The 24116-nt window shown below is 49.6% G+C and carries 26 protein-coding genes; 21 read left to right on the top strand and 5 right to left on the bottom strand.

Annotated features, from left to right (window positions below):
• Nucleotides 1–164: 164 nt before the first annotated feature.
• Entirely contained in the window at nucleotides 165–905 is a 741-nt protein-coding gene (locus ACAN56_RS02380; RefSeq protein ID WP_038592985.1) for a hypothetical protein, read from the bottom strand.
• A gap of 240 nt (nucleotides 906–1145) precedes the next feature.
• Between ACAN56_RS02380 and ACAN56_RS02375 the strand changes: the two genes are divergently transcribed.
• A complete protein-coding gene (locus ACAN56_RS02375) occupies nucleotides 1146–1697 on the top strand; it encodes a TetR/AcrR family transcriptional regulator (RefSeq protein ID WP_379140156.1) in 552 nt (183 codons plus the stop codon).
• Nucleotides 1698–2075 carry a DMT family transporter gene (locus ACAN56_RS02370; RefSeq protein WP_341093779.1) on the top strand — a complete coding sequence of 126 codons (378 nt, stop codon included), beginning with the start codon at nucleotides 1698–1700 and terminating at the stop codon, nucleotides 2073–2075. It abuts the gene before it with no gap.
• 416 nt (nucleotides 2076–2491) lie between these two features.
• Here the strand turns inward: ACAN56_RS02370 and ACAN56_RS02365 are convergent, their stop codons facing one another.
• Nucleotides 2492–2830 (bottom strand): L,D-transpeptidase, encoded by a 339-nt coding sequence (locus ACAN56_RS02365; RefSeq protein WP_076109523.1) that lies wholly within the window; start codon nucleotides 2828–2830, stop codon nucleotides 2492–2494.
• Nucleotides 2831–3005: 175 nt separating this feature from the next.
• Nucleotides 3006–3632, bottom strand: coding sequence for a transcriptional repressor LexA (gene lexA, locus ACAN56_RS02360; RefSeq protein ID WP_038592979.1), 627 nt, complete (start codon nucleotides 3630–3632; stop codon nucleotides 3006–3008).
• 293 nt (nucleotides 3633–3925) lie between these two features.
• On the opposite strand from lexA, the gene ACAN56_RS02355 reads away from it, so the two are divergent.
• The 19 genes from ACAN56_RS02355 to ACAN56_RS02265 all read left to right on the top strand — a co-directional run bounded on the left by ACAN56_RS02355 (nucleotide 3926) and on the right by ACAN56_RS02265 (nucleotide 22430).
• A complete protein-coding gene (locus tag ACAN56_RS02355; RefSeq protein WP_038592976.1) occupies nucleotides 3926–4339 on the top strand; it encodes a LysM peptidoglycan-binding domain-containing protein in 414 nt (137 codons plus the stop codon).
• Between the two features lie 110 nt (nucleotides 4340–4449).
• On the top strand, nucleotides 4450–4659 hold the full coding sequence (locus tag ACAN56_RS02350; RefSeq protein ID WP_038592973.1) for a DUF896 domain-containing protein: 210 nt from the start codon (nucleotides 4450–4452) through the stop codon (nucleotides 4657–4659).
• A 50-nt stretch (nucleotides 4660–4709) separates the two neighbouring features.
• The gene (locus ACAN56_RS02345) at nucleotides 4710–5237 is read left to right on the top strand and encodes a hypothetical protein (RefSeq protein WP_076109525.1); all 528 of its coding nucleotides are present in this window, start codon (nucleotides 4710–4712) and stop codon (nucleotides 5235–5237) included.
• Between the two features lie 35 nt (nucleotides 5238–5272).
• On the top strand, nucleotides 5273–6058 hold the full coding sequence (locus ACAN56_RS02340) for an HAD family hydrolase (protein WP_379140151.1): 786 nt from the start codon (nucleotides 5273–5275) through the stop codon (nucleotides 6056–6058).
• Nucleotides 6059–6297: 239 nt separating this feature from the next.
• A complete protein-coding gene (locus tag ACAN56_RS02335; protein WP_379140149.1) occupies nucleotides 6298–6720 on the top strand; it encodes a FixH family protein in 423 nt (140 codons plus the stop codon).
• Nucleotides 6721–6899: 179 nt separating this feature from the next.
• Nucleotides 6900–10277 (top strand): methionine synthase, encoded by a 3378-nt coding sequence (metH, locus tag ACAN56_RS02330; protein WP_379140424.1) that lies wholly within the window; start codon nucleotides 6900–6902, stop codon nucleotides 10275–10277.
• Nucleotides 10278–10482: 205 nt separating this feature from the next.
• Entirely contained in the window at nucleotides 10483–11445 is a 963-nt protein-coding gene (gene rnz / locus ACAN56_RS02325) for a ribonuclease Z (protein WP_038592962.1), read from the top strand.
• Nucleotides 11446–11694: 249 nt separating this feature from the next.
• Nucleotides 11695–12483 (top strand): HAD-IIA family hydrolase, encoded by a 789-nt coding sequence (locus ACAN56_RS02320; protein ID WP_038592959.1) that lies wholly within the window; start codon nucleotides 11695–11697, stop codon nucleotides 12481–12483.
• Between the two features lie 47 nt (nucleotides 12484–12530).
• Nucleotides 12531–13346, top strand: coding sequence for an Fpg/Nei family DNA glycosylase (locus ACAN56_RS02315; protein ID WP_038592956.1), 816 nt, complete (start codon nucleotides 12531–12533; stop codon nucleotides 13344–13346).
• Nucleotides 13336–14199: a deoxyribonuclease IV gene (locus ACAN56_RS02310; RefSeq protein WP_038592953.1), complete on the top strand. Its 864-nt coding sequence runs from the start codon at nucleotides 13336–13338 to the stop codon at nucleotides 14197–14199. The genes ACAN56_RS02315 and ACAN56_RS02310 overlap by 11 nt, the downstream gene beginning before the upstream one ends.
• Nucleotides 14196–14540, top strand: coding sequence for a cyclic-phosphate processing receiver domain-containing protein (locus ACAN56_RS02305; protein ID WP_038592951.1), 345 nt, complete (start codon nucleotides 14196–14198; stop codon nucleotides 14538–14540). The genes ACAN56_RS02310 and ACAN56_RS02305 overlap by 4 nt, the downstream gene beginning before the upstream one ends.
• Nucleotides 14537–14869, top strand: a complete 333-nt coding sequence (locus ACAN56_RS02300) for a thioredoxin family protein (RefSeq protein WP_231578285.1) — start codon at nucleotides 14537–14539, stop codon at nucleotides 14867–14869. The genes ACAN56_RS02305 and ACAN56_RS02300 overlap by 4 nt, the downstream gene beginning before the upstream one ends.
• Entirely contained in the window at nucleotides 14870–15646 is a 777-nt protein-coding gene (locus ACAN56_RS02295; protein WP_038592948.1) for an ABC transporter ATP-binding protein, read from the top strand.
• A 1-nt stretch (nucleotide 15647) separates the two neighbouring features.
• Nucleotides 15648–16715 carry an SAM-dependent methyltransferase gene (locus ACAN56_RS02290; protein WP_076109532.1) on the top strand — a complete coding sequence of 356 codons (1068 nt, stop codon included), beginning with the start codon at nucleotides 15648–15650 and terminating at the stop codon, nucleotides 16713–16715.
• A gap of 171 nt (nucleotides 16716–16886) precedes the next feature.
• On the top strand, nucleotides 16887–18389 hold the full coding sequence (locus ACAN56_RS02285; RefSeq protein WP_379140144.1) for a protein kinase domain-containing protein: 1503 nt from the start codon (nucleotides 16887–16889) through the stop codon (nucleotides 18387–18389).
• Between the two features lie 144 nt (nucleotides 18390–18533).
• Nucleotides 18534–20087, top strand: coding sequence for an ABC-F family ATP-binding cassette domain-containing protein (locus ACAN56_RS02280; RefSeq protein WP_038592943.1), 1554 nt, complete (start codon nucleotides 18534–18536; stop codon nucleotides 20085–20087).
• A 79-nt stretch (nucleotides 20088–20166) separates the two neighbouring features.
• Complete coding sequence (locus ACAN56_RS02275) at nucleotides 20167–21237, top strand: ThiF family adenylyltransferase (protein WP_038592940.1); 1071 nt, start codon at nucleotides 20167–20169, stop codon at nucleotides 21235–21237.
• A gap of 18 nt (nucleotides 21238–21255) precedes the next feature.
• Nucleotides 21256–21558, top strand: a complete 303-nt coding sequence (locus ACAN56_RS02270) for a Dabb family protein (protein WP_038592937.1) — start codon at nucleotides 21256–21258, stop codon at nucleotides 21556–21558.
• A gap of 122 nt (nucleotides 21559–21680) precedes the next feature.
• Complete coding sequence (locus ACAN56_RS02265) at nucleotides 21681–22430, top strand: winged helix-turn-helix domain-containing protein (RefSeq protein WP_379140140.1); 750 nt, start codon at nucleotides 21681–21683, stop codon at nucleotides 22428–22430.
• Nucleotides 22431–22571: 141 nt separating this feature from the next.
• Here ACAN56_RS02265 and ACAN56_RS02260 read toward each other — a convergent pair whose 3' ends face one another.
• Both ACAN56_RS02260 and ACAN56_RS02255 read right to left on the bottom strand, forming a co-directional pair.
• The gene (locus ACAN56_RS02260) at nucleotides 22572–23081 is read right to left on the bottom strand and encodes a C40 family peptidase (RefSeq protein WP_038592935.1); all 510 of its coding nucleotides are present in this window, start codon (nucleotides 23079–23081) and stop codon (nucleotides 22572–22574) included.
• A gap of 283 nt (nucleotides 23082–23364) precedes the next feature.
• Nucleotides 23365–24006, bottom strand: a complete 642-nt coding sequence (locus tag ACAN56_RS02255) for a thiamine diphosphokinase (protein WP_038592932.1) — start codon at nucleotides 24004–24006, stop codon at nucleotides 23365–23367.
• Nucleotides 24007–24116 lie beyond the last annotated feature (110 nt).

Genomic DNA, 24116 nt, shown 5'->3' with positions numbered 1-24116 from the left:
ACAATATATCGAATTACGAAGAACGCAATAATGAACAGGGAGGCGAATCCAAGTAAAAAGGAAACGATAGCTTTATCTGAACGCGTGAGTTTACTCATTGCGATCACTCCTAGTTAATATTTAGTAGATTATACAATTAATCGGTGTACATCACAAACTCCTTGTTAATTTACTTGGACGAACTGCTCAACGAATTGTTGCCGTTCTCTTTTGTTGAAGTGTGGCTTGCTAACTTTCTCTCTCCATATTTCATTGGAAGCCAGTGTACTGAAGTCCACGTTATAAAATCGCTCGATTTCTCCTTGCGTGAGAGCTACGGAATAGATTTTCCCATCGTATGGAATCACCATGTCAATCGAAGCAGCTCCGGGGAATTGCGCGAATAATCGGCTTGTTTCTTCCATAAGCAGTTTGTTTATTTGGTCGCCTGTAGAAAAGTAATCGATGTAATCTTCTTTTGTAATGCCGGAGGTTGGGTTCGCTTCTTTATATGCTTGGTAGGTCTCAAAAAAAGTAACCGTTATATTGTCTGTCCCGACGTTTACATCTTTTATAAAAGTTTTACCTGTAAGATTGGCAGTGTAAGCCAGCACCTCATCAGCAGATAAAGGTACTTGATCAGCAGACGTTGCTTGAGTGGGGTTGACAGTTCGTTCGGCTGAGGGTGAAGGGGGTGGGGCAGTTGTAGGTTCTGCTGTAGCCTTAGACGTTGGTTCTGTTGCTGGAGATGGACTTGATTCAGTGGTTGGCTTGGCAGTAACCATCGGTGTTGCTAGCGCCGTAATCGAAGCAGTAGGATCATCTGACTTGTCCTCGTTCCCGGTGGTTACCAACCCTATGATGCCGGCGGCTATTAAAACCACCCAGAACCACCAGATTTTATAGAATGGTTTGTTCTTTTTCATCTTTTTCCTCCCGCCTGTAAGGGTGAATTCCTGTATAACTTTAGGATAGCCCATTCATTCACCTTACATAAGTGATCTTCAAACTATATATGGTATTTATTACCCGTTTTGTGGGCATTGCAAGCGTATGGCGTATTCTCTTTATTTTATTTTCTGCTTGCGGAAAAGCCAGGTTATTTATACTTATATTGGTTTGACAAAAAACCGTCCAGACGGTACAGTTGAAATCGGGGTGATAAGGTGACTATACATAACAACAGCTCCAAGAAAAAAATGATTTTGCAAGCGGCCTCCTCCATTGTTCGTGATCAAGGGGTGGAACACTTAACTCTGGAAGCTGTGGCCAAAGCGGCTAACGTTAGCAAAGGCGGTTTACTGTATCACTTTCCTAACAAGGAGCAACTGGTTTCCGGTATGGTGGATGAGCTGACCCGAAACTTTACGGAAGATGTTCAGAGCCGTGTAGAGCATGACCAGCAACAAGCTGGTAAATGGAGCAGGGCATACATTGAATCTACTTTTTATGGTTTTGGAGAAGGCAGTGACATGAACTCGGTGCTGGCAGCAGCTTTATTTACGAATCCCGGCTTGTTGACAAACATGCAGGAGAAATATGCTGAATGGCAACATAATTTTGAAAATGACGGTGTGGATCCACTGTGGGCAACCATTGCCCGACTGGCGACCGACGGACTCTGGTTTGCGGAAAAGTTTGGACTGGCACCGCCAGATCTGGAGTTAAAAGAACGCATTTACAAAGAATTGATGGACGGAGTAAAGGAGGAGAAGTAAGTGCCGTATCTGTTTTTGGCGATATCCATTGCCAGCGAACTTGTAGGAACTTCGATGCTCAAAGCATCGCAAGGATTCACCAAAATAATCCCTGTAATCGTAATGCTGATTAGTTTCATTTGCTCGTTCTTCTTTTTGTCGTTGTCATTGAAGACTATTCCATTAAATACGGCCTATGCAATTTGGTCTGGAATCGGAGCGGTAGCTACAGTTCTGATCTCAGTACTGATCTGGAAAGAAAAAATAAATACAGGCAGCGTAATAGGAATAACCTTAATCGTCATTGGTGTGATTGTGCTGAATTTGCTGGGACCTGGACATGGTTCTTCTGATGAGGCTGCCGAAACACAACAAACCAGCCTTTCCGATAGAGCCTAAGCCGAAGCTGTTGAAATAAAGATCATATACAATTTGTTCCATACAACAGTATGATGACGAAATAACTGTACCCTGCCAGAACGGTGGGGTATTTTCATATTCAAGAATAGAGGGGAGTGAGTGAAAGTTGTCTGTGCATCGAGGGAATTTTTTCATTAATGGAATTGGCGTATTTAGCGTATTGATGTGGCTCATATCGGTTGTAGCTTGTATTTACGCATTCGTACTGTTGGTTAAACTTGCCCGGAGAGGAATAATAGCCTTGGATTTGTACATATATGCTAAAAATCGTGAAATACGCGACCGGTATGAATCAGCAGACAGGAAGGACCAATATTAAGCACAATGAAAAACACCCTCGATCATTTTTTTGTGATCCTTTGGGTGTTTTTGCTTTTTGTCTGACCACCATACTGTTACTCCCTTATTGTAACCCGTGTTCCAATAGGCACGATTGCTGCAAGGGCCAGCACATCCTCATTGTACATGCGGATACAGCCATGGGAGACCATATGTCCGATGGAAGAAGGGTCATTCGTTCCATGAATGCCGTAATGTGGTTTGGATAGACCCATCCAGAATGCACCGAAGGGTCCGCCAGGCTTGGGCTGTTTGTTAATGATAGTGTATTCTCCCGCCGGTGAAACGGTAAGCATGGTGCCAATACCGACAGGGAACCCTCGGGTAACGATGTTATTGTCAAGCAAATATAGCATGCGCTGCGACAGATCAACAATAATCCGATAATTAGGCATAGGTTCAGCACTCCTTTGATATCAGAATATGTGCGGAGTGCTGTTGCTGTTCAAAGGAAATGTTATATGAGATAAATAGAACAAATGTTCGCAATGAGTAAAATGACCATTTGAAAAGGGGAAAGGGCTGCTTCACTTGAAAAAGCGAAGCAGCCCTTAAATATGAACAAAAATATTAATGGATATCGCGGAAGAGACCGATAACTCGTCCCAAAATCGTAACGCGGTTAAGACGGAGGGGTTCATAAGCCGGATTCTCCGGCTGTAGACGAATGTGGTCACGTTCTTTGTAGAATGTCTTGACGGTAGCTTCGTCTTCTTCAGTCATGGCAACGACGATATCGCCATTGTCAGCAGTCTGCTGCTGGCGGACGATTACGTAGTCACCATTCATAATGCCTGCTTCCACCATGCTGTCACCGAGAACGGAGAGCATAAATACCTTGTTGTCCCCCACATAGTGGGAAGGTAGTGGGAAGTAATCTTCGATATTCTCCGTTGCGGTAATCGGCACCCCGGCGGTGACCTTACCTACGACAGGAATACGGGTAACCGTCTGTACGAATTGATGTACATTCTCGGAATCTTCCTGGCCGAGCAGCTCAATTGCACGCGGTTTCGTAGGGTCGCGGCGGATAAGGCCTTTCTTCTCAAGCCGGTCCAGATGGCCGTGCACTGTGGAGCTTGAGGCCAAGCCTACAGCTTCACCGATTTCCCGGACGGACGGAGGATAACCCTTGCTACGGACTTCGTTACGTATAAATTCCAGGATCGCCAGTTGACGACTCGAAATCTTTGACATCGGAATCAACCCCATATAGTATGTTTGGGAAAATTATAACATAGAACTTCCGTTCGTACAAACATAAGTTCTAACAATCTGAGATTAGTAGTGGAAATAGTAGCTTTTTACCATATTAGTATCTAATAACGGCTTGGAAATGGCGGGAAAAGGCAAAGCCGGTGCTGGAAACTGGCACATTTATGGATACGGAAAAAAAGCGAACAATTGTTCTAAAAAATCTATTGATCAAAACACATGTTCGTGTTATATTATTTCCGAAAGTAAGAACGAGTGTTTGGAGGACGATAACAATGTTAAAATACAGTACATACCGCAGCATCTACGAAGAGGCCGGTGAAGTTGAATCTACTAGAGGACAATCTGCTTCTAATCATATGAATGAAATGAAACAATCCGCCGCCGCTTTATTTGCAGCGATCTTAGGATTATGCCGTAAAGAATATCTCGTGAAGCTTGTGCTGGTCTTTATGCTTGTTGTATCCGGATTTACAGTTGTTGGTAATGTTTTTGCAAGTTCAGCATCATTAGTGAAGCAGGAAAAGCGGGTAGTAGTTGAACGCGGAGACACGCTCTGGAGTATCGCCCTTAAGAACAAACCAGCGGGTATGAAGACGGTCGTATATATAGAAGGAATTAAAAAAACAAGCGGTTTGAAGAACGGGAACATTCAGGCCGGAGATATACTGACATTGCCTGTGTATTAACTTCATCATAAGCAGTATAGACTGACGTAAAGAGCTTTCAGGGGGTAGACCTTGACAAGCTCTTTTTCTCATGGCAAAGTTAGAATGAATTTATAGGGGAGGGGAAAGCATTGAATATTGACGAATTGGTCGCACGCATCAATGAACTGGCACGCAAACAGAAGAATGGCGGCCTGAGTGAAGAGGAATTGGCTGAACGGGCCAAGCTCCGTGAGATTTATCTGGGCAACATCCGCAGCAACTTCCGGGCCCAGCTCGACACCATTGAAATCGTGGATAATGATGAGCATGAACAAGGCAACAAGGGACTCAAACATTAGTCCAGTGTGTCTTTTTCATAGATATTACAGGATGACTAGGGGGAACTGACATGGCCCGTTCTTGGGAAAGAATGGTTCAACGCAACACACAGCAGGTTAACAAGCAAAGAAAGAAGCAGGGCAAGGATTCCATTTATGCTTCTTCGTCAAAATCAGCTGCGAAAAACAGTGATATCTTTAAGGGCCGTAACATTGCATTTCCAGTTGTTCTAATGCTGCTTGGAATTATGTTCTGGGTGGTAGGCTCGATCGACGAGGCCAGAGGCAGCGGCATCCTTGCCAATTGGCTGGGCGTCGTTCTTTACTTTGCGCTGGCGGCACTTCTATTCTTCCGGCGTCCGTATCTGAAGGTTGAGCGCAACAGAGTGTCTACGATTAAGTATAACCGTGAACGCTGGCTGCAGGCGGGAGATATTGAGAAGATCACATTGTCCCGTGGAGTGGTTGTGCTTAAATATAAGGGCAAGCGCAAACAGTGGATTTTCTCCAAGCTGATTAACCGTTATAACACTGAGGCCATGGGTGTACGCCTGGAGGAGTTCGGCAAAGCCAATAACATCGAAGTAGTACACGAGTAGGAAGATATAACAGCATAGGGAGAGGGAGAAATCTAATGCCAATTACCGCCGTACTATTTGATCTTGACGATACATTGCTCTGGGATGAACGGAGTGTTGAAGAAGCCTTCCGCAATGCATGTGAAGCTGCAGGTGACTCCATTGATCCTAAAGAGCTTGAAGTTGCCGTTCGCAGGGAAGCCAGGAATCTTTATGAGACTTATGAGACGTTCCCTTTCACAAAGATGATCGGGATTAATCCTTATGAAGCACTTTGGTCCAATTTCTCAGCTGGAGAACAACCGGAGTTCCGTAAGCTCCAACAGTTGGCTCCTGTATACCGTAAAGAGTCGTGGCGGCGTGGTCTGGCCTCCCTCGGTGTCGAAGATGAGGTGCTTGCCGAAACGCTGGCAGACAGGTTTGCTGCCGAGCGCCGTAGCCTGCCTTACATGTATGAAGAGACGTTACAGGTGCTTGATGCGCTCCGTGGTAAAGTGAAGCTGCTGCTGCTCACGAATGGTTGCCCGTCACTGCAGCAGGAGAAGCTCGACGGAGTGCCTGAGCTTATCCCCTATTTTGATCATGTAGTCATCTCAGGCAGCTTTGGCAAAGGAAAGCCGGACAAGGATATCTTCCTGCATGCTCTTTCGCTGCTAGATGTAACCCCTGAACAAGGGATGATGGTCGGCGACAAACTCACGACGGATATTAAGGGCGGCTTGGCCGCTGGCTTGACTACTGTCTGGATTAACCGTACTGACAAATTACCAAATCCTGAGATTCAGCCGGATTATAGAATCGGCCATCTCTCTGAGCTCCTCCCCCTGGTACAATCGCTATAGTGTAACCTTTGTAAAGCCGGTATCCCCTAATGGGATGCTGGCTTTTTTGCGCTCAAAGCAAGAGGTTGGTCAATTATTATAGGGAGAGAATCCATCTGTATATGACTAACTTCACGAAAAAGGCGTGAAAGTTTAAGCAATCTTCTAAAATTGCGAATATGTTGTGTATAATAGTAAAAGAATGCAACCGCAAGCTGGAAATATCATTATAAATTCTACCCTGGTCGGGAGGACTCCGGATGATGAAACCCAAGAAGCTGATTGCTCTTTTTACGATTGCGGCGATGTCAATGATTGTAAGCTGTTCAGGTAATAATGGAGAATCAAGCCATATGCATGACGGATCAGAGCACTCTATGGAACCGATTCACGTCGAGCTGAGCTGGAATCCGGGGGACGTGTCGGTAAATCAAAAGGTAGTTTTCGAGGCTGTGGTTACCCAGGGCAGTGAAGCTGTGGATGATGCGAAGGCGGTGCTTTTTGAGATTGTGAATAAAAATAATGAAGAAGACAAGCAGGAGCTTGAAGGCAAGCTCTCCGGCAACGGTACATATAAAGCTGAGGCGATCCTGATGAAGGAAGGCAACTATGATGTGACTTCGCATGTAACAGCTAGAACACAGCACTCTATGCCGACTAAAGAAATTACAGTGCAGCCATAATGAAATAGAGATAGAGGCTGGCTATAAAGAAAAACTATTATGCAGAGTGGAAAGGAAGGCTTTTCGATTCCGCTTTATTCTGCTAAACTTACTCTAATGTTTTACTGGGGGGATATGAAGTGGCTAAATACACACTTGCTGAAAGCTTGCAGCAGCGGATACTGATTTTAGACGGAGCAATGGGCACGATGATTCAACAGGTGCCACTTACCGGTGAAGATTTTGGCGGGGATGAGCTGGATGGCTGTAATGAGATGCTTGTGCTCACCCGTCCGGAGGTTATACAGACTATTCATGAACAATATCTTGAAGCAGGCGCAGATCTGATCGAGACGAATACCTTCGGCGCAACCTCGGTTGTGCTTGCCGAATACGATATCCCTCAGCGGGCCCGGGAGATTAACCTGGAAGCTGCGAGGCTGGCCAGAAATGCTGTTGACAAGATTGAGACGCCCGATCACCCGCGTTACGTAATCGGGGCAATGGGCCCGACAACAAAAACGCTTTCGGTCACCGGAGGCGTAACATTCCAAGAGCTGGTGGATAGCTACGAGGAGCAGGCTATAGCGCTGATTGACGGCAAAGTGGATGCCCTGCTGCTGGAAACTTCCCAGGATACTTTGAATGTGAAAGCCGGAAGCATCGGCATCCGCAACGCCTTTGAGAAGGCAGGCATCACTTTGCCAGTCATGATCTCGGGTACTATCGAACCGATGGGCACGACGCTCGCTGGACAGAATATTGAGGCGTTCTATATCTCGCTGGAGCATCTGAAGCCGATCTCCATCGGGCTGAACTGTGCAACCGGACCCGAGTTTATGCGCGATCATATCCGGTCGCTCTCGGCAATTTCTTCGGCAGCAGTTAGCTGCTATCCCAATGCCGGGTTACCGGATGAGAACGGGAACTATCATGAGTCACCGGATTCGCTTGCCCGCAAGCTGGCAGGTTTTGCCGAGAAGGGCTGGCTGAATATTGCCGGCGGGTGCTGCGGAACGACACCGGATCATATCCGGGCGATGGCAGAGACACTAGCGGCTTATCCGCCGCGCCAGCTGGAGGGAAGTCATCCGCCGGCATTGTCAGGCATTGAGCCTGTTTACGTTGAGAGTGACAACCGTCCTTATATGGTAGGTGAGCGTACGAATGTACTCGGCTCGCGGAAATTCAAGCGGCTGATCGTGGAAGGGAAATACGAGGAAGCCTCGGAGATTGCCCGGGCACAGGTCAAGAGTGGAGCTCAGGTCATTGACGTCTGCGTACAGGATCCGGACCGCGATGAGATCGAGGACATCAAGCTGTTTCTGGAGCTGGTAGTCAAAAAGGTGAAGGTTCCATTGATGATCGATACAACCGATCCCAAGGTTATTGATCTGGCGCTGCAATATTGCCAGGGTAAAGCGATTATTAACTCCATTAACCTTGAAGATGGTGAAGAAAAATTCGAACTGGTTACACCGCTGATTCATAAATACGGGGCTGCGATTGTCGTAGGCACGATTGATGAATCCGGACAGGCCATTAAAGCGGAAGACAAGCTGGAGGTTGCCAAACGCTCCTATGATCTGCTGGTGAACAAATATGGGCTGGCGGCAGAGGACCTGATATTTGATACACTCGTGTTCCCTGTTGGTACAGGGGATGAGCAGTATATCGGCTCTGCTAAGGAGACCATCGACGGTATCCGCATGATTAAGGAAGCCCTGCCTTCCGTGCATACGATACTGGGGATCAGTAACGTTTCCTTTGGACTGCCGGAAGCGGGCCGCGAGGTGCTGAACTCGGTCTTCCTGTATGAATGCACGAAGGCCGGACTGGACTATGCCATCGTGAACACGGAGAAGGTAGAGCGTTATGCTTCCATCCCGGAAGAAGAGCGCCATCTGGCTGAGCAGCTGATTTACAATACGAATGATGAGACTCTGTCTGCCTTCGTTGCTGCGTTCCGTGAGAAAAAGGTTGAGAAGAAAGAGAAGATCTCCAATCTTTCGCTGGAGGAACGGCTCGCATCCTATGTGGTTGAAGGAACGAAGGAAGGGCTGATACCTGACCTTAACGAAGCGCTGACCAAAAGTGGTCCGCTGGAAATCATCAACGGGCCGCTTATGGCTGGAATGTCCGAGGTGGGCCGGTTATTTAACAACAATGAGCTGATTGTCGCTGAAGTGCTGCAAAGCGCTGAAGTGATGAAGGCTTCTGTCGGCCATCTGGAGCAGTTTATGCAGAAGGACGAGACATCGGTGAAAGGCAAGATTATGCTGGCCACCGTCAAAGGGGATGTCCATGATATCGGTAAGAACCTTGTGGAGATCATTCTCTCCAACAATGGTTACCAGATCGTTAATCTGGGTATAAAAGTACCACCTGAAAATATCATTGAAGCTTTCCGCCGGGAGAAGGCCGATGCGATCGGCCTGTCCGGCCTGCTCGTCAAGTCGGCGCAGCAGATGGTCCTGACTGCCCAGGATTTGCGCTCAGCAGGTATTGATGTGCCGATCATGGTAGGCGGTGCCGCGTTGACCCGTAAATTCACTAAAAATCGTATCCGGCCTGAATATGACGGCCTGGTACTGTACGCTAAAGATGCGATGGATGGTCTGGATATCGCTAACCGGCTGATGAATCCGCTGGAGCGGGCCAAGATTGAAGAAGAGGTCCGCCTTGAAGCGGAGGCGGCGGTTGCGGTGGCACCGCAGCAGGAGCTTCCGGTGCTGACCCGGGCCGTCCGGTCCAAGATTTCAGCAGATGCACCTGTATTCATTCCGCCGGACGTAGAGCGCCATGTGCTGCGCGGCTATCCGCTAGGTCATATCATTCCATATGTGAATATGCAGATGCTGCTGGGCCATCACCTGGGATTACGCGGTTCGGTGGAAGCACAGCTTGCCGCCGGGGATGCCCGCACCGTGGAATTGAAGGAGACAGTGGATGACATCCTGCATCACGCGATGCTGGAGGGCACCATTAAGCCTCATGCCATGTATCAATTTTTCCCGGCACAGTCCCAGGGTAACGATATACTGATCTATAACCCGCAGAACACTGCAGAGGTTCTGCATACCTTTACTTTCCCGCGGCAGAATGTCGAGCCGTTTCTCTGTCTTGCCGACTTCCTGAAGCCAGTGGAGAGCGGAATTATGGATTATGTCGGGTTCCTGGTCGTTACCGCCGGTCACGGTGTCCGTGAATTGTCGACTGAACTGAAAGAGAAGGGGGATTACCTCCGTTCCCATGCTTTGCAGGCAGTGGCGCTTGAGGTTGCTGAAGGGCTTGCTGAGCGTGTTCATCACATGATGCGGGATACCTGGGGCTTCCCGGATCCTGCAGATATGACGATGAAGCAGAGACATGGTGCGCGGTACCAGGGGATCCGCGTTTCCTTCGGATATCCGGCCTGCCCGGATCTGGAGGATCAAGGGCCGCTGTTCAAGCTGCTTATGCCTGAGGATATCGGTGTCCATCTTACCGAAGGCTTCATGATGGAGCCGGAGGCGTCAGTATCAGCGATGGTCTTCGCCCATCCAGAAGCGCAGTATTTCAACGTAGAGAAGCTGTAAGCTTCCCAATCCCCATGGACTTGTCTGAAGGTGGAAATCCTACTAAGCGGAACCTCCCGTAATCGGGAGGTTTTTTGCTGGGAACGAAGCTGGAGCGGAAGAAATGCAGAGAAAGATGATTTCATTTCGTAAAAGAGGTAGAATGCATTTCATAGGTGTAAGGAAGATGTTTTTGTCTTTACAGAAAAAAGAGAGGAGGATTATTATGGAGGTTTATTTTCTGGGCACTAATGCAGGTGTGCCGACCCTACAGCGCAATGTTACCTCAATTGCCCTAAGACTGCTTGAGGAACGGCGCAGTTTCTGGATGTTTGACTGTGGAGAAGCCACTCAGCACCAGGTCTTGCGTTCTCCACTGCGGCTGGGTAAGCTGGAGAAGCTGTTTATTACCCATCTGCACGGTGATCACCTGTTTGGCTTACCGGGTCTGCTGTCGAGCCGCGGATATCAGGGTGGAACTGCTCCGCTAACTGTATATGGTCCACCGGGCCTGAAGGCTTTTCTGGACATTTCATTATCCGTCAGCCAGTCCCGTATTCCATATAAGCTTGATATTGTAGAGCATACCGGAGGTCTCGTGTTTGAAGACGACAGCTTTAAGGTGGAGGCTGGCCTGCTGGAGCACCGGATTGACAGCTATGGTTACAGGGTAACAGAGAAAGACAGTCCGGGAAGTCTCAATACAGAACTGCTTCGAAGCTATGGGTTGAAGCCGGGGCCGCTTTACGGCAAGCTGAAGAAAGGTGAAGATGTCGTTACCGATGAAGGGACGCTCATTCGCGCTGCAGATGTGGTCAACGAGCCGAAAAAAGGACGCATCGTGACTATTCTGGGCGACACACGGCCTTGTAAGGGAAGTCTGCCGCTGGCACAGGGTGCTGATCTTATCGTCCATGAGGCAACCTTCGCCCATGAACTGGCGGATATGGCCTATCAATATCATCACAGCACTGCCCGGCAGGCGGCTATGCTTGCCCATGAAGCGGAAGGACGGGAACTGTTACTGACACACTTCAGCTCACGTTATATTTCGCAGGAAGAGCTTGCTCCACTGCTGGAAGAGGCGCAGGCGATCTTCCCGAATACACTGCTCGCAGAAGAGTTCTGCACCTTTCCGGTGTATCGGCGAAACTCCCTGAAGCCAGCGGGAAATGGCCCGGGGAATTAAATTATTTTCCGGGAAAGCGCAGGAAATGACACTGTACTGCCATAAAAAGACCAACAGGACAGCGGTTCGCTATCGTTCGACGATGTATGTTAAATTTTAAAGATTAGACTCGTTAAAACAGCACGAAGCAATAGAGAAAATGCCGAACAGTTGCGGGTTTGTCTGCTATTGCTGCGGTTCATTTAATGTTAATTAATTGAGTGATTTATTAATTGCATTAATTAATATTCTGGGGATGGAGGGAGCGGTATGAAAGATATCGGAGGTTTGCTGATTGATCTTGACGGGACATTATTTCACGGAGGCGTGATGATTCCCGGCGCTGACAGACTGATAGCAGGACTGCGCTCAGCGGGAATCCCCTTTCTGTTTGTAACAAACAATTCGTCACGGACAGCGGCGGCTGTCGCCGCACATCTGAACGGGATGGGCATTGAAGCCAAGGCGGAAGAGGTCTGCACTTCCTCAATGGCTGCAGCACGTTATGTTGCCGAGGAATCACCAAAGGCAAGGGTGGCGATACTTGGGGAAGAGGGATTGATTGAAGCTTGTACAGCTGCAGGATTGTTAATTGTGACGGAGAAACCGGAGTATGTGGTGCAAGGGATTTACCGCTCTTTTACATATGATTCACTGGCGCAGGCTTCCCGCTGGATTCAGGAAGGTGCGAAATTTGTGCTGACGAACCCGGATTTGATGCTGCCTTCCGATGATGGGGTCATGCCGGGAGCGGGATCACTGGGGGCGGCGATTGAAGCCGCAAGCGGTGTGTCCCCCGTAGTCATCGGCAAACCGGAATCGCACCTGGTCACCTATGCAACTGCACTGCTGGGAATTAAACCAGAGACGGCTGTAGTTGTCGGGGATAATATGCGGACTGACATTTCGGCCGGGGTAAAAGCCGGCTGCCGGACGATATTGGTGCTTACCGGCCTGACTACAGCGGACAATTTTGAACATTATCAACAAATAACAGGCGTAACACCAGATGAAATTTATGCTGATTTAGCTGAACTTATGGCAAGGCTCGGTGTATAATGTCAATGTTGTGATTGCTTTACCAACCTAGAAGGGACGATGTGAATATGCCGGAACTGCCGGAAATGGAGAATTACCGAAAGCTGCTAAGCCAGCATCTTATAAATGTTCCAATTACGGGTGTAACTGTGAATAGAGAAAAAACAATAAATATGGACACTGAAGCCTTTGTCAACGCACTGGTAGGTGCGCGCATTGTGTTTGTAGAACGCCGTGCCAAGCATATTCTGTTCCACCTTCACGATGGCCGCAGGCTGCTGCTGCATTTAATGCTCGGCGGATTGCTTTACTATGGAACAGAGGAAGAACGTCCGGATCGCAGTACACAGGTGGAATTGGCCTTCGGCGAGCACATCCTATACTTTATGGGTCTGCGGCTCGGATACCTTCATCTGTTGTCGGTTAAGGAAAGCGAAGCGGCAATGGGCAAGCTGGGTCCTGAGCTTCTGGACCGCAGAATGACTGCGGAGCGTTTCGCAGGACTGCTGAAGGGACGCCGCGGCGCACTTAAGAGCCTGCTCGTAAACCAGCAGGTTATGGCCGGCATCGGCAACTGCTACGCCGATGAAATTGCTTTTGAGGCAAGGCTGCTGCCCTCGGTATTGGTTCAGAATCTATCACCCGAGGCGATTACACGCTTGTATGACAGTATCCGCAAGGTACTGACGGAGGCAACGGAAATCGGCGGCTATATGGAGATGCCGTTTATGGCCGGCGATACAGTTACCGGCTCTTACAATGACCAGTGCAAGGTATATGACCGGGAAGGCGAACCATGCCTGCGCGGCGGGGGAACGATAATTAAGACGGAGCAATCCGGGCGTAAAGTGTTCTATTGCCCGGATTGCCAGCATGAAGAATAGCCCCAAAATCGGGGCTCATGTCAGCATTCGCGGCGGATACGGGCGTGCGGCCCGGTTCGCCTGGGAGAGCGGTGCGGCATGTTTTCAATATTTTCCGAAGAATCCGCGCAGTCTGAAGCTGAAGCCGGTGGACAGGCGGGATGCCGAGGACTGCGCTGCCTTCTGCAGGGAGAAGGGAATCGTGTCTATCGCGCATACTCCTTACCCGACGAATATGGCGGCCGGTACCAATGGTGCGGCTTCCCGAGAGATCATGGTGGCGTCGCTGCTGAATGATCTGGAAATCGCGGAGGCCTGCGGTTCGCTGGGGATAGTCGTGCATTTCGGACATTTTGCCGGAATAGAGCCGTTACAAGGCTATCAAAATATTATACAATGTATGAATGACACACTGGTCGCCTGGAATGGCCGGACCAAACTGCTGATTGAGAATCAGGCCGGGAATCATGGCAATGAAGGCATGACGCTGGAAGAGCTGGTTAAGGTACGCGAGCTTAGCCGCTTTCCGGAGAAGATCGGATTTTGTTTTGATACCTGTCATGCTTTTGCATCGGGGATCTGGAATCCGCAGCATACGGAGGAACTGCTGGAACGGGGGGCTGCGCTGAATTACTGGCCGCATCTCGTTGCCGTACATCTGAATGATTCCCTTTATCCCTATGGGCTGCGCCGGGACAGGCACGCGCCGATCGGACAAGGCCATATTGGTGCAGAGAATCTGCGGAAGCTGCTGACCTCAGAGCATTTCCGTCACATGGCAGTTGCCTTGGAAACCGGAAAGGGGCCGGACGGCACCCACCGCCAGGAGATTGCTGCCGTGCTGGCCTGGTATGAAGCGGAGGACAGACCGTGATAAATATTTATATGGATGATCTAAGAAAGCTGCCTTCCGGCTTCACACTGGCCCGGACAACGGAAGAATGTCTGCTGCTCTTGCGTGAATGCGAGGTCGGTATCCTGTCGCTGGATTATGATATGGGGCCGGAAGATTACAACGGGGCTGAAGTGGCCAGACGAATCGTGCTGGAAGGCTTGTATCCCCGGGAGATCTATCTGCATACCTCAAGTGCAGCTGGCCGCAAAGAAATGTATGAGCTGTTGTATGCTGCAAGACCTGAGGGAAGCGTACTGCATTATGGACCGATCACAGCTGAGAAGCTAATGGAAATTGCTGCAGGAGCGGGATGCATATGACTGAAATTACTGAAATGAATCAATCCGAGCTGCTGGGTTTGCTGGAGCAGAGGCGTGAACCGCTTGCTGTTTTTCTGTATACCCCGCTTTGCGGGACCTGTAAGGCTGCCCGGCGGATGCTGGAGGTAGCGGCTCATCTGCTGCCCCAAGATTTGATAATGGCTGGCGGGAATGTGAACATGCTTCCGGAGCTCGTGAACCTCTACCGTATTTCAAGTGTCCCTGCACTGCTGGTGGTCCCGGCGGACCGCTGCTCTGAACCGGAGATTCATTATGCAATGGGTTCTGTAGAACAAGTGCTGGAATACATAAGGAGAGTGACCTCATAAATGATATCTTTACAACATCTTACCCTTAGACGGGAGCAAAGCCAGATTCTTGACGATGTGTCGCTGGAAATGAAGCAAGGCGAAAACTGGGTTATTCTTGGACGGAACGGTTCCGGTAAAACAACGATTCTGGAGATGATGACTGGTTATTTGTTTCCAAGCAGCGGATCCGTTGAGGTTCTGGGCTATAAATACGGCCAGTGCGATCTGCGTGAAGTGCGCAAGGAAATCGGCTATATCGGCCCGTCACTGATGGAAAAGCTGTCGCTCACCGACCCCGTGTGGGAAGTGGTAGCTACCGGTGCTTATGCTTATCTGCGATTTTATCAGGCGATTCCACAATCTGTTCAGGATCAGGCGAAAAGGCTGCTTGAAGAGATGAACCTCGGAGATATGGCCTATCATCCGTTTGGCACCTTGTCCCAAGGAGAACGCAAAAAGGCGATGCTGGCCCGCTGCCTGATGGCCGAGCCGAAGCTGCTGATTATGGATGAACCCTGCGCTGGCCTTGATCTTTACGAGCGGGAGAAAATGCTCGCCGAGATCGACAAGCTGAAGCAGCGTGATGTATCCGTAGTTTACGTTACACATCATGTGGAAGAGATTGTGCCGCTCTTTACCCATGTGGCGCTGATCCGTGACGGGAAGCTGGCAGGCTCCGGCCCCAAAGAAGAAGTATTAACCAAAGAAATGATCTTGGCTACTTTTGATATTCCCGTAGAAGTTGAATGGGATAGCGGTCGTCCCTGGATTAAAATCAGACCTGGAGGCAAATGATTTGAACGATAGTATACAAGAGAACGGTGAGCAGACAGCTGCTCCGGAAGAAAAGACCCTTTCACGTTATATCTGCACCGCCAATCACGGATTTGCACCTTATGCCCAGGAAGAGCTCCGCCGCCTGTTCGGCGCGGTGAAGAGTACGCTGCTGCTGCCGGGTGAGATCTTCTTGGCGACACTGGAAGCGGAGCCGGAAGAGGTATCCAGCCTGCTGGCGCAGAACCTGCCGATCTTTCTGCGGCATATTCAACCCGTGCAGTTCCAGGATCAGGGCAACCCGTCTGCCCTGGAACGGCTGGTAGCCTATCTGAGCCGGCGCAAAGAATTGGAAGGCGAGAAGGTTTCGCTGCATGTGCGCAAAGGCGGAAGCTCCTTCTGGCAGGACAGTCCCGGCGAGCTTCGTGAATGGCTGCAGGAGCAGCTCGTGAGTCTGGGGGCGGAATTCACCGTACAGGAACCGGCATGGGTTATATCTGTATATGCAGACGGAGAGGCGCTGTATGCCGGAGTGTCCCGGCCTGAGGACAATCTGTCCAGCTGGAACGGAGGAATGATCCGTTTCCGCAAGGAGGATGGGCAAATTTCGCGTGCGAAGTTTAAGCTGATGGAAGCGGAGAAGGAATTTGCCATTCCGTTCTCCAGCTTTCGCAATGCGGTCGATATTGGCGCTTCTCCAGGCGGCTGGACATCATTCCTGCTGGAGCGCGGCCTCAAGGTGACGGCAGTTGACCCGGCACTGATGCATGAATCGCTGCGCAATCAGCCAGGACTGAAGATTCTGCGCAAAAATGCGGGTGAAGTGAAATTCCGCGAGAACGAGTTTGATCTGCTGGTCTGCGATATGAGCTGGAGCCCCAAGCTGATGGCGAAGCTGGTTACGGGGCTGCTGCACAGTCTCACGCCAGGTGGAACGGCGGTTGTTACAGTGAAGCTAATGCATAAGAAGCCACTGGCGATGATTAAGGAAATCATCAGTATGTTTGAAGGTGAACGGATGCAGATTCAGCGGGCGAAGCAGCTGTTTCATAACCGTGACGAGATTACACTGTATATGATCAAGTATTAAGTGAATCTTTGTTTAGGTAACAGCATTAGTTCATTCTATAAATAATTTAGTTATTAGAGGGAAAGCATCCCGTTATCTACGCTTCCGGCGAATCGCCGGGTTAAGCTTGTATAACGGTGGCTCTCCCTCTTTTTTTGTTTGTATCAGGCTAGGGACAAGGAGGAAATGAGGATGAATTACGAATCGAAGCTTGCTGTGGGGCAGGTTCTTGGAGACAGGTACCAAATCACTGCTTTAATCGGTACGGGCGGAATGAGTTATGTATATCTGGCGGAGGATATACGGCTGGCGGGCAAACGCTGGGCCGTGAAGGAAAGCATGTGCTTTGAAGGCGAAGGGAATTACGGATCCGTTCTGGCGGAAGCAGATATGCTTATCTCGCTGAACCACAAGCTATTCCCGAGAGTTGCCGACTTCTACCCTCCGGATGAAGAAAGATATTGTTATCTGGTTATGGATTATATCGAAGGTGTGACCCTTAGCCAGTATATGGCCGGGCATCCTGTACCGATACAGACTGAACGGCTGATCAGCTATGTCAAACAGCTGCTGGAGGTATTGTGTTATTTGCACGGGCATCAACCGCCGATTATTTACCGTGATTTGAAGCCCTCTAATATTATGCTGACCGGGACGAATTCGCTGATGCTGATTGATTTTGGCATCGCCCGCAGCTACAGAAGCGGTGCAGGTGAAGATACCGAGAAGCTGGGGACTGTCGGCTTCGCCGCACCGGAACAATACGGCAACGGACAGAGCGGGCCTTTCACGGACCTCTACGGTTTGGGAGCGCTAATATTGTATATGGCTTCTGCCGGTCAATACAGCCGCTGGCAACCGGGCATGGAGGCCAAGCTGCGCCGGGTAATTCCGGATAAACTGATTCCTGTCATCAGACGTTTGCTGCGCCATCATCCCGAAGAAAGATATCAAAGCGCTGAGGAGGTGCTACGTGCGCTGGAGCCGATTGAAGCAGCGGCTGAGAATTACACATTCCGGGAGATGCGGGTTTCCGGCCCGGAGACGAAACGGAAAACAACCATTGTGGCGCTGCTCGGGACAGCTTCGGGCCTCGGCACGACACATACCTCTCTGGCAGTGGCCAGCAGCCTTTCCAGGAGGGGGATGACGGCCTGGGTGGATTTCAGCCCGGATTCATCCGTTTATGATCGTATCCGCAGCCTGTTTGATTTTCCGGTGGCCGGGGGATTTCCCACCAGTAAAGTTCTTCCTCTGGAATGGAAAGAGCTGCATTTCTGGCAGCGTCCAGAACATGGGAATATGACAGAAATACTGGAGAGGGGATATCAGTTTGTAGTACTTGACCTTGGAACAGGCGGATATGAGGGTGCATTTGAGGCGTTCACGGCCAGCGATGTTCCGATGCTGATTACATCGGGAGCCGAATGGAGACTGGAAGATACTCTTCACTGGCTGCGCCGCAGCGGGCTTGCACCACAGCCGCAGTGGCGGATTTGTCTGCCGTTTGCTGGAAAATCTGCAGCGCTGCTGCTAGAATCGGCGCTTTGTATTGGGAGGGTATACAGTTTGCCGCTCCAGCAGGATCCTTTTCAACGGAAAGGGAAGCTGCTGGAGGTTCTGGATGAACTGCTAAGTGAAAGCGTGAAGAAGAATTCTGAAAAACGCTATGGTTTTTTTCAGAAAAGAACGTAAATGAATGGAATTATATTGCAATAGATCTTTCATTCAGTTAAATTCCTATTTCAGGCTGGCGCTTACTTGTGCTAAAATGGTCGTTGTATGTATTGACAGAATACTGCTTATTTTTAAATATAGATAGGAGCTTACGGAGAATTTATGAGTTTACTTACAGTAGAAGACGTTTCCCACAACTTCGGAGACCGGCAGCTCTTCAAGAATGTGAATTTCCGGCTGCTCGACGGAGAGCATGTTGGACTGGTGGGGGCGAATGGCGTCGGCAAATCGACGCTGATGAATATTTTGACCGGAACTTTGCTGAAGGATAGCGGGAGAGTGGAATGGACTCCCAAGGTGCGTTATGGCTATCTGGATCAACATACCAATCTTACGCCGGGTAAAACCGTGCGCGATGTGCTGAAGGATGCTTTCCTGCCGCTGCTTGAGCTGGAGAATGAGATGATGGCGATTACCGAGAAAATGGGCGATGCCTCTCCGGAAGAGCTGGAACTGCTGCTGGAACAGATGGGTGAAATCCAGGAACAGCTGGATATCGGAGATTTCTATTTGATTGATGTGAAGGTTGAGGAAATGGGCAACGGGCTGGGATTGACGGCGATTGGCCTGGACCGTGATGTCGCTTCGCTCAGCGGAGGACAGCGGACTAAGGTGCTGCTGGCCAAGCTGCTGCTGGAGAAACCGAATGTGCTGTTGCTCGATGAGCCTACCAACTATCTGGACGTAGAGCATATTGACTGGCTTACCAACTACCTGAAGCAGTATCCTTATGCCTTTTTGCTGATTTCCCATGATACTGAATTTATGAACAAGGTTGTTAATGTCGTGTACCATCTTGAATTTGCCAAGCTGACCCGCTATACGGCCAACTATGAGCAATTCCTTGATATGGCTGACATGAACAAGAACCAGCATATTGATGCTTATGAGAAGCAGCAGGAGTTCATTAAGAAGCAAGAGGATTTCATTCAGCGAAACAAGGCGCGTGCTTCCACCTCGGGACGGGCGAAGAGCCGTGAGAAGCAGCTCGACCGTCTGGAACGGATTGAACGTCCAGAAGAAGCGGCCAAGCCGACGTTTTCGTTCAAGGAAAGCCGGGCCAGCGGCAAGACTGTATTTGAAGGCATCGACTTCGAGATTGGCTACGACCGTCCACTGCTGCCAAAGCTGAATATGACGATTGAACGCGGGGAGAAGATTGCAATTGTCGGCTGCAACGGTGTAGGTAAATCCACGCTGCTGAAGACGATACTCGGCGTGCTTCCCGCTTACAGCGGAAAAACGTACTTGGGTGATTTCCTCAGTTCCGCCTACTTCCAGCAGGAGGTTAAGGCTGCTAACATTACACCGATTGATGATGTCTGGAATGAATTTTCCAGTCTCAATCAGCATGAAGTGCGCGCCCATCTGGCCCGTTGCGGATTGAAAAATGAGCATATTACCCGTCCGCTGAGCATGTTGAGCGGTGGGGAACAGGCTAAGGTGCGTATATGTAAGCTGATGATGCGCGAAAGCAATTGGATTTTATTCGACGAGCCTACAAATCACCTTGATATCGTCGCCAAAGCAGAGCTGAAGCGTGCCCTGCAGGAATACAAAGGTACCATTCTGCTCGTATCTCATGAACCTGATTTCTACGAAGATTGGGTGACAAAGACTTGGGATGTTGAGCAGTGGTCGGCGCAATCTGTATAGTTGAATTTCAAAGTCCGGGGAAGAGCAATGTTATTGGTGCTGTTCCCCGGCTTTTAAATATGGGGGGGTTGTTTCCGGGATGAGCCATAATGAACATGAAAAAGAGTCTGCTGTCCATTCTTCAGGCCGGGATGGACGATATTCACGCCAGGTACGCTTTACACCTTTCGGGATAGAGGGGCAGCAGGGCCTAGCACGTTCCAGCGTACTTATTGTTGGAGCTGGAGCGCTTGGCACGGGGATTGCCGAGACACTGGCGCGCTGCGGAGTGGGACGCCTGATTCTTGCCGACCGTGATTATGTGGAGTGGAGCAATCTGCAGCGCCAGCAGCTGTACACCGAGGAGGACGCTATCGGGCGTATGCCCAAAGCGGAAGCGGCCAAAGCCAGACTGGAGAACATCAATTCCGAAATAAAGGTTGAAGCGCATGTGCTGGATGTGCGTGCCGAAGAACTGGAAAGCCTGCTTCACGGCGTGGACCTCATCATGGATGGTACTGATAACTTTGATACCCGGCTAATTATAAATGATATGGCGATGAAGTACGGCATTCCCTGGATCTATGGGGGCTGCGTAGGCAGCTATGGTATTACCTATACGATACTGCCTGGAGAAACACCATGTCTGAACTGCCTGCTGGGGACTATACCTCTGGGTGGGGATACCTGTGATACGGCGGGGATTCTGCCGCAGGCAGTGCAGCTCGTTACTGCTAACGCTACAGCGGAGGCGCTGAAGCTGCTCGGAGGACGGAAGGAACAGCTTCGCAACAAGCTGCTGACCTTTGATGTGTGGCGTAATGAACATCAGGAGATCGGTGTCAAAGCTGCCAAGAAGAGTGATTGTCCGTCCTGCGGCAGCCAGCCGGTTTATCCTTATTTGACAGCGGCGAATACGGAACGGAGCGATGTGCTCTGTGGCCGGGACACCGTGCAGATCCGTCCGGCGCGGCGGCAGAAGCTGAATCTGCAGGAAACGGCAGACCGGCTGTCCAGACTGGGGGCCGGCAAGGTAGAGAGCAATCCTTATCTTGTCTCCTATACGGATGGGCCTTACCGCATGGTCATTTTCACTGATGGACGAGCTTTGATTCATGGAACCAGTGATATTGCAGCAGCCCGCAGCTTTTATCACCGGTATTTCGGATAATGAAGGGGAGAGGATAGAATGAACAATGGAACGATCCGTCACATGGCAATCTTTACGTTAAAACATCCGGTAAATTCTGAGGAAACAGCGGCATTTCTGAGAGCCGGAGAGGATATTCTCAGCGCTATTCCGGTGGTGCGCAATTTTGAGGTGCTGCGCCAGGTGAGTGCCAAATGTGAATATGACTTTGGCTTCTCGATGGAGTTCGATAATCAGGAGGCTTACGAGGCCTATAATAATCACCCCAGTCATCAGGCTTTTGTGCGTGAACGCTGGGACACTGAGGTGGCGGGCTTTCAGGAGATTGATTTTGTGAAATAATTGTTAATAGAAGTCAGCAAAGAGACCATTTCTGAGGAATGGTCTCTTTGCTTTGCGGGAAATCTAATGAATATCTGCGGCCGTGCGGCCGCTATCGAACGATGAGTGAGGCGGGGATGTCCATGAATGAGGTAGTCGTATGGTTTGCGCCCGGGGCAGTCCTTGGCAGTAAAGAATCTGCGGAAGACAGAACCAGGAGAGAAGAGGAGCATCAATTCATTGAGCTCACTCTGCATGAGCTTGGACTGCAAACAGCATTAAGCGGAGATCTTGAGGATCTTCGCTTAATGCTGTCCAGAGAGGAGCCCGTACTGCTCTTAACAGAGCTGTACGATGCCCGAGGATGGGAGGGATGGGGAATTATTGCGGATCTTAGAGAACGGGGCGTGTTTCTGCCAGTAGTAGTCATATCCGGCGGCAATTCGGAAGGAGAGGTAGTTGCGGCTTTTGAGGCGGGCGGCAATGAATACTTGAAGAAGCCGCTTCATGCAGGCGAGTTCAAATGCAGGGTAATGAATCTGTTATGGCTCACCGGACACCGGAGGGGCCATGAGACACGGCTTAAGGTCGATGGACTGGTGCTGGACCCCAGCCGCAGGCTGGTTAGCCGGGACGGAAATTCCCTTACACTGACCCCCAAAGAATTTGATCTGCTGTATTACCTCGCCGTGCATTTGGGGGAAATCTGTCCCCGCGGCGAGATTCTAAAGCATGTCTGGGGATACCATTTTCAAGCGGATACGAATGTAGTAGATGTCTACATCCGGCATATCCGGTTGAAAGTGGACAAGGGCCATCGCAATAAGCTGATTCATACCATACGTGGAACCGGATATGTAATGCGCGCACCGGAAGGGGTAGAGACGGACTGACTTCCGGTGCATGGTAAGCGCTGAAAACTATTTTAAAAGATAAGAATTTATATGTTTCACGCGTTAAGTTATCCTTCTATTTCTCGCTGAAACGGATACCGTCCTTTTGAGGACGGCGAAGCCGTTTCCACTTGTAGAAAACTACAGTACTCGACGGGCTTTAAGGTAGGTTCTTTTCCAGTTTCCGGAGTTCAAATCCGAAATCGTTACACCCGGTGAGCCATAAGTGTGAAGAATCTTGCCATTTCCTGCATATACAGCTACGTGAGTTACGTTTCTGCCGTTAGCTCTGCTGCCGCTGGAGAAAAACACCAGATCGCCTACACGAAGGTTAGCTTTGGAAACATAGGTTCCGACTTTCGATTGCGCTGCAGATGTGCGCGGCAGATTGACGCCATATTTGGCGAAAATGTATTTGGTAAAGGAAGAGCAGTCAAAATATCTGGTAGTAGAAGTGGATGCGCCGAACTGATAACGGGTACCCATATAGTTTTTGCCGAAATTAACAACCTTTTGTCCAGTAGAGGACGACGTCACGGATGCAGCAGCAACGGGTGCTGTGCCGGCTCCTGTAACCATTAGTGTACTCAGGCCAATTGTGGTGCACATTCCTACGACGATTGCTTGCTTAAACCATTGTTGCTTTTTCATGTTGTAATACCTCCCAGGTTTGTATCTATCATTCATTCGTCTTTCTCTGTTTCGTAGTATAGCAGGTTATACATGCCCTAAAATATGGAACAGAGGCTTCAAAAGCAAGCTGGATATGGGTTGTAAGCGTTTTATTAAAATCGCATTAAAAGTTACAAAATATTAATATTTGACGGTTATTTCGATACAAAAAAAGCCGGAAACCCCTTTTGTGACAAGGGTTATCCCGGCTTTTTCATTTTGAAACAAAGGTTACAACGATGTCTCCGAATTCATATGTAAATCAATCTTTACTCTGAATAATCAGCAGCAGACCGCTCTCAATAGTAACTGTTCCGCACTCCTCTATCAGACGGTTGCTTACGGCAAGAGACTGGCCAAGCTTAAGCGTGGCATCGGTAAGCGGGTATTGGAAACCTTGAAGTGTAATCCCTGTAACTTCAGGAGTCAGAGGGAGTAAAGAGACATAAGTATACCCCCGCTCATGCACCAGCGCCTGCGAACCGGTCAGGGTGATATAATTATGAGTATCCATCACAGAGCAGCTTACCTGCCGCTGCAGTGCTCTTGTCATCATCTGGATCCCGGCCAGAGTATGGTCCATCCGCGTGCCGGTCACACCGATCAGCAGAATCGACTCGGGCTGGGTGTTGAGTGCAAGCTCAAGCGCCATCTCGCTGTCGGTCAAGTCCTTGTCCACAGGGTCGCAGGTGATGGTTTTTTTGCTTCCTGCCTCAATCTGCTGCAGTGCTTCTGGGGAGACAGAGTCGAAATCGCCAACGGCAATGTCGGGTGTATACCCATGGGATATTAGAAACAAGGCGCCACGGTCAGCACCGATAATAAAATCTTCTTCATCTAATAGTAGTAAAAACTCCTCTGACAGCTCGCCGCCGGCAAAAATAACAACACGTTTGGATGGCAATACAATCCCCTCCTTTAAATCTGCTACATAGTTTGTCATCCTGACCAAGTATAATGCAGATTGAAAAGTTGTACAATTGATGCGGACAACGCTAAAATGAATAGAGTACG

This window comes from Paenibacillus paludis (assembly GCF_042610515.1).
Taxonomy (GTDB): Bacteria; Bacillota; Bacilli; order Paenibacillales; family Paenibacillaceae; genus Paenibacillus_AQ.
Note: the sequence above shows the minus strand (reverse complement) of the source record. Positions and strands in the feature narration are given on the sequence as shown.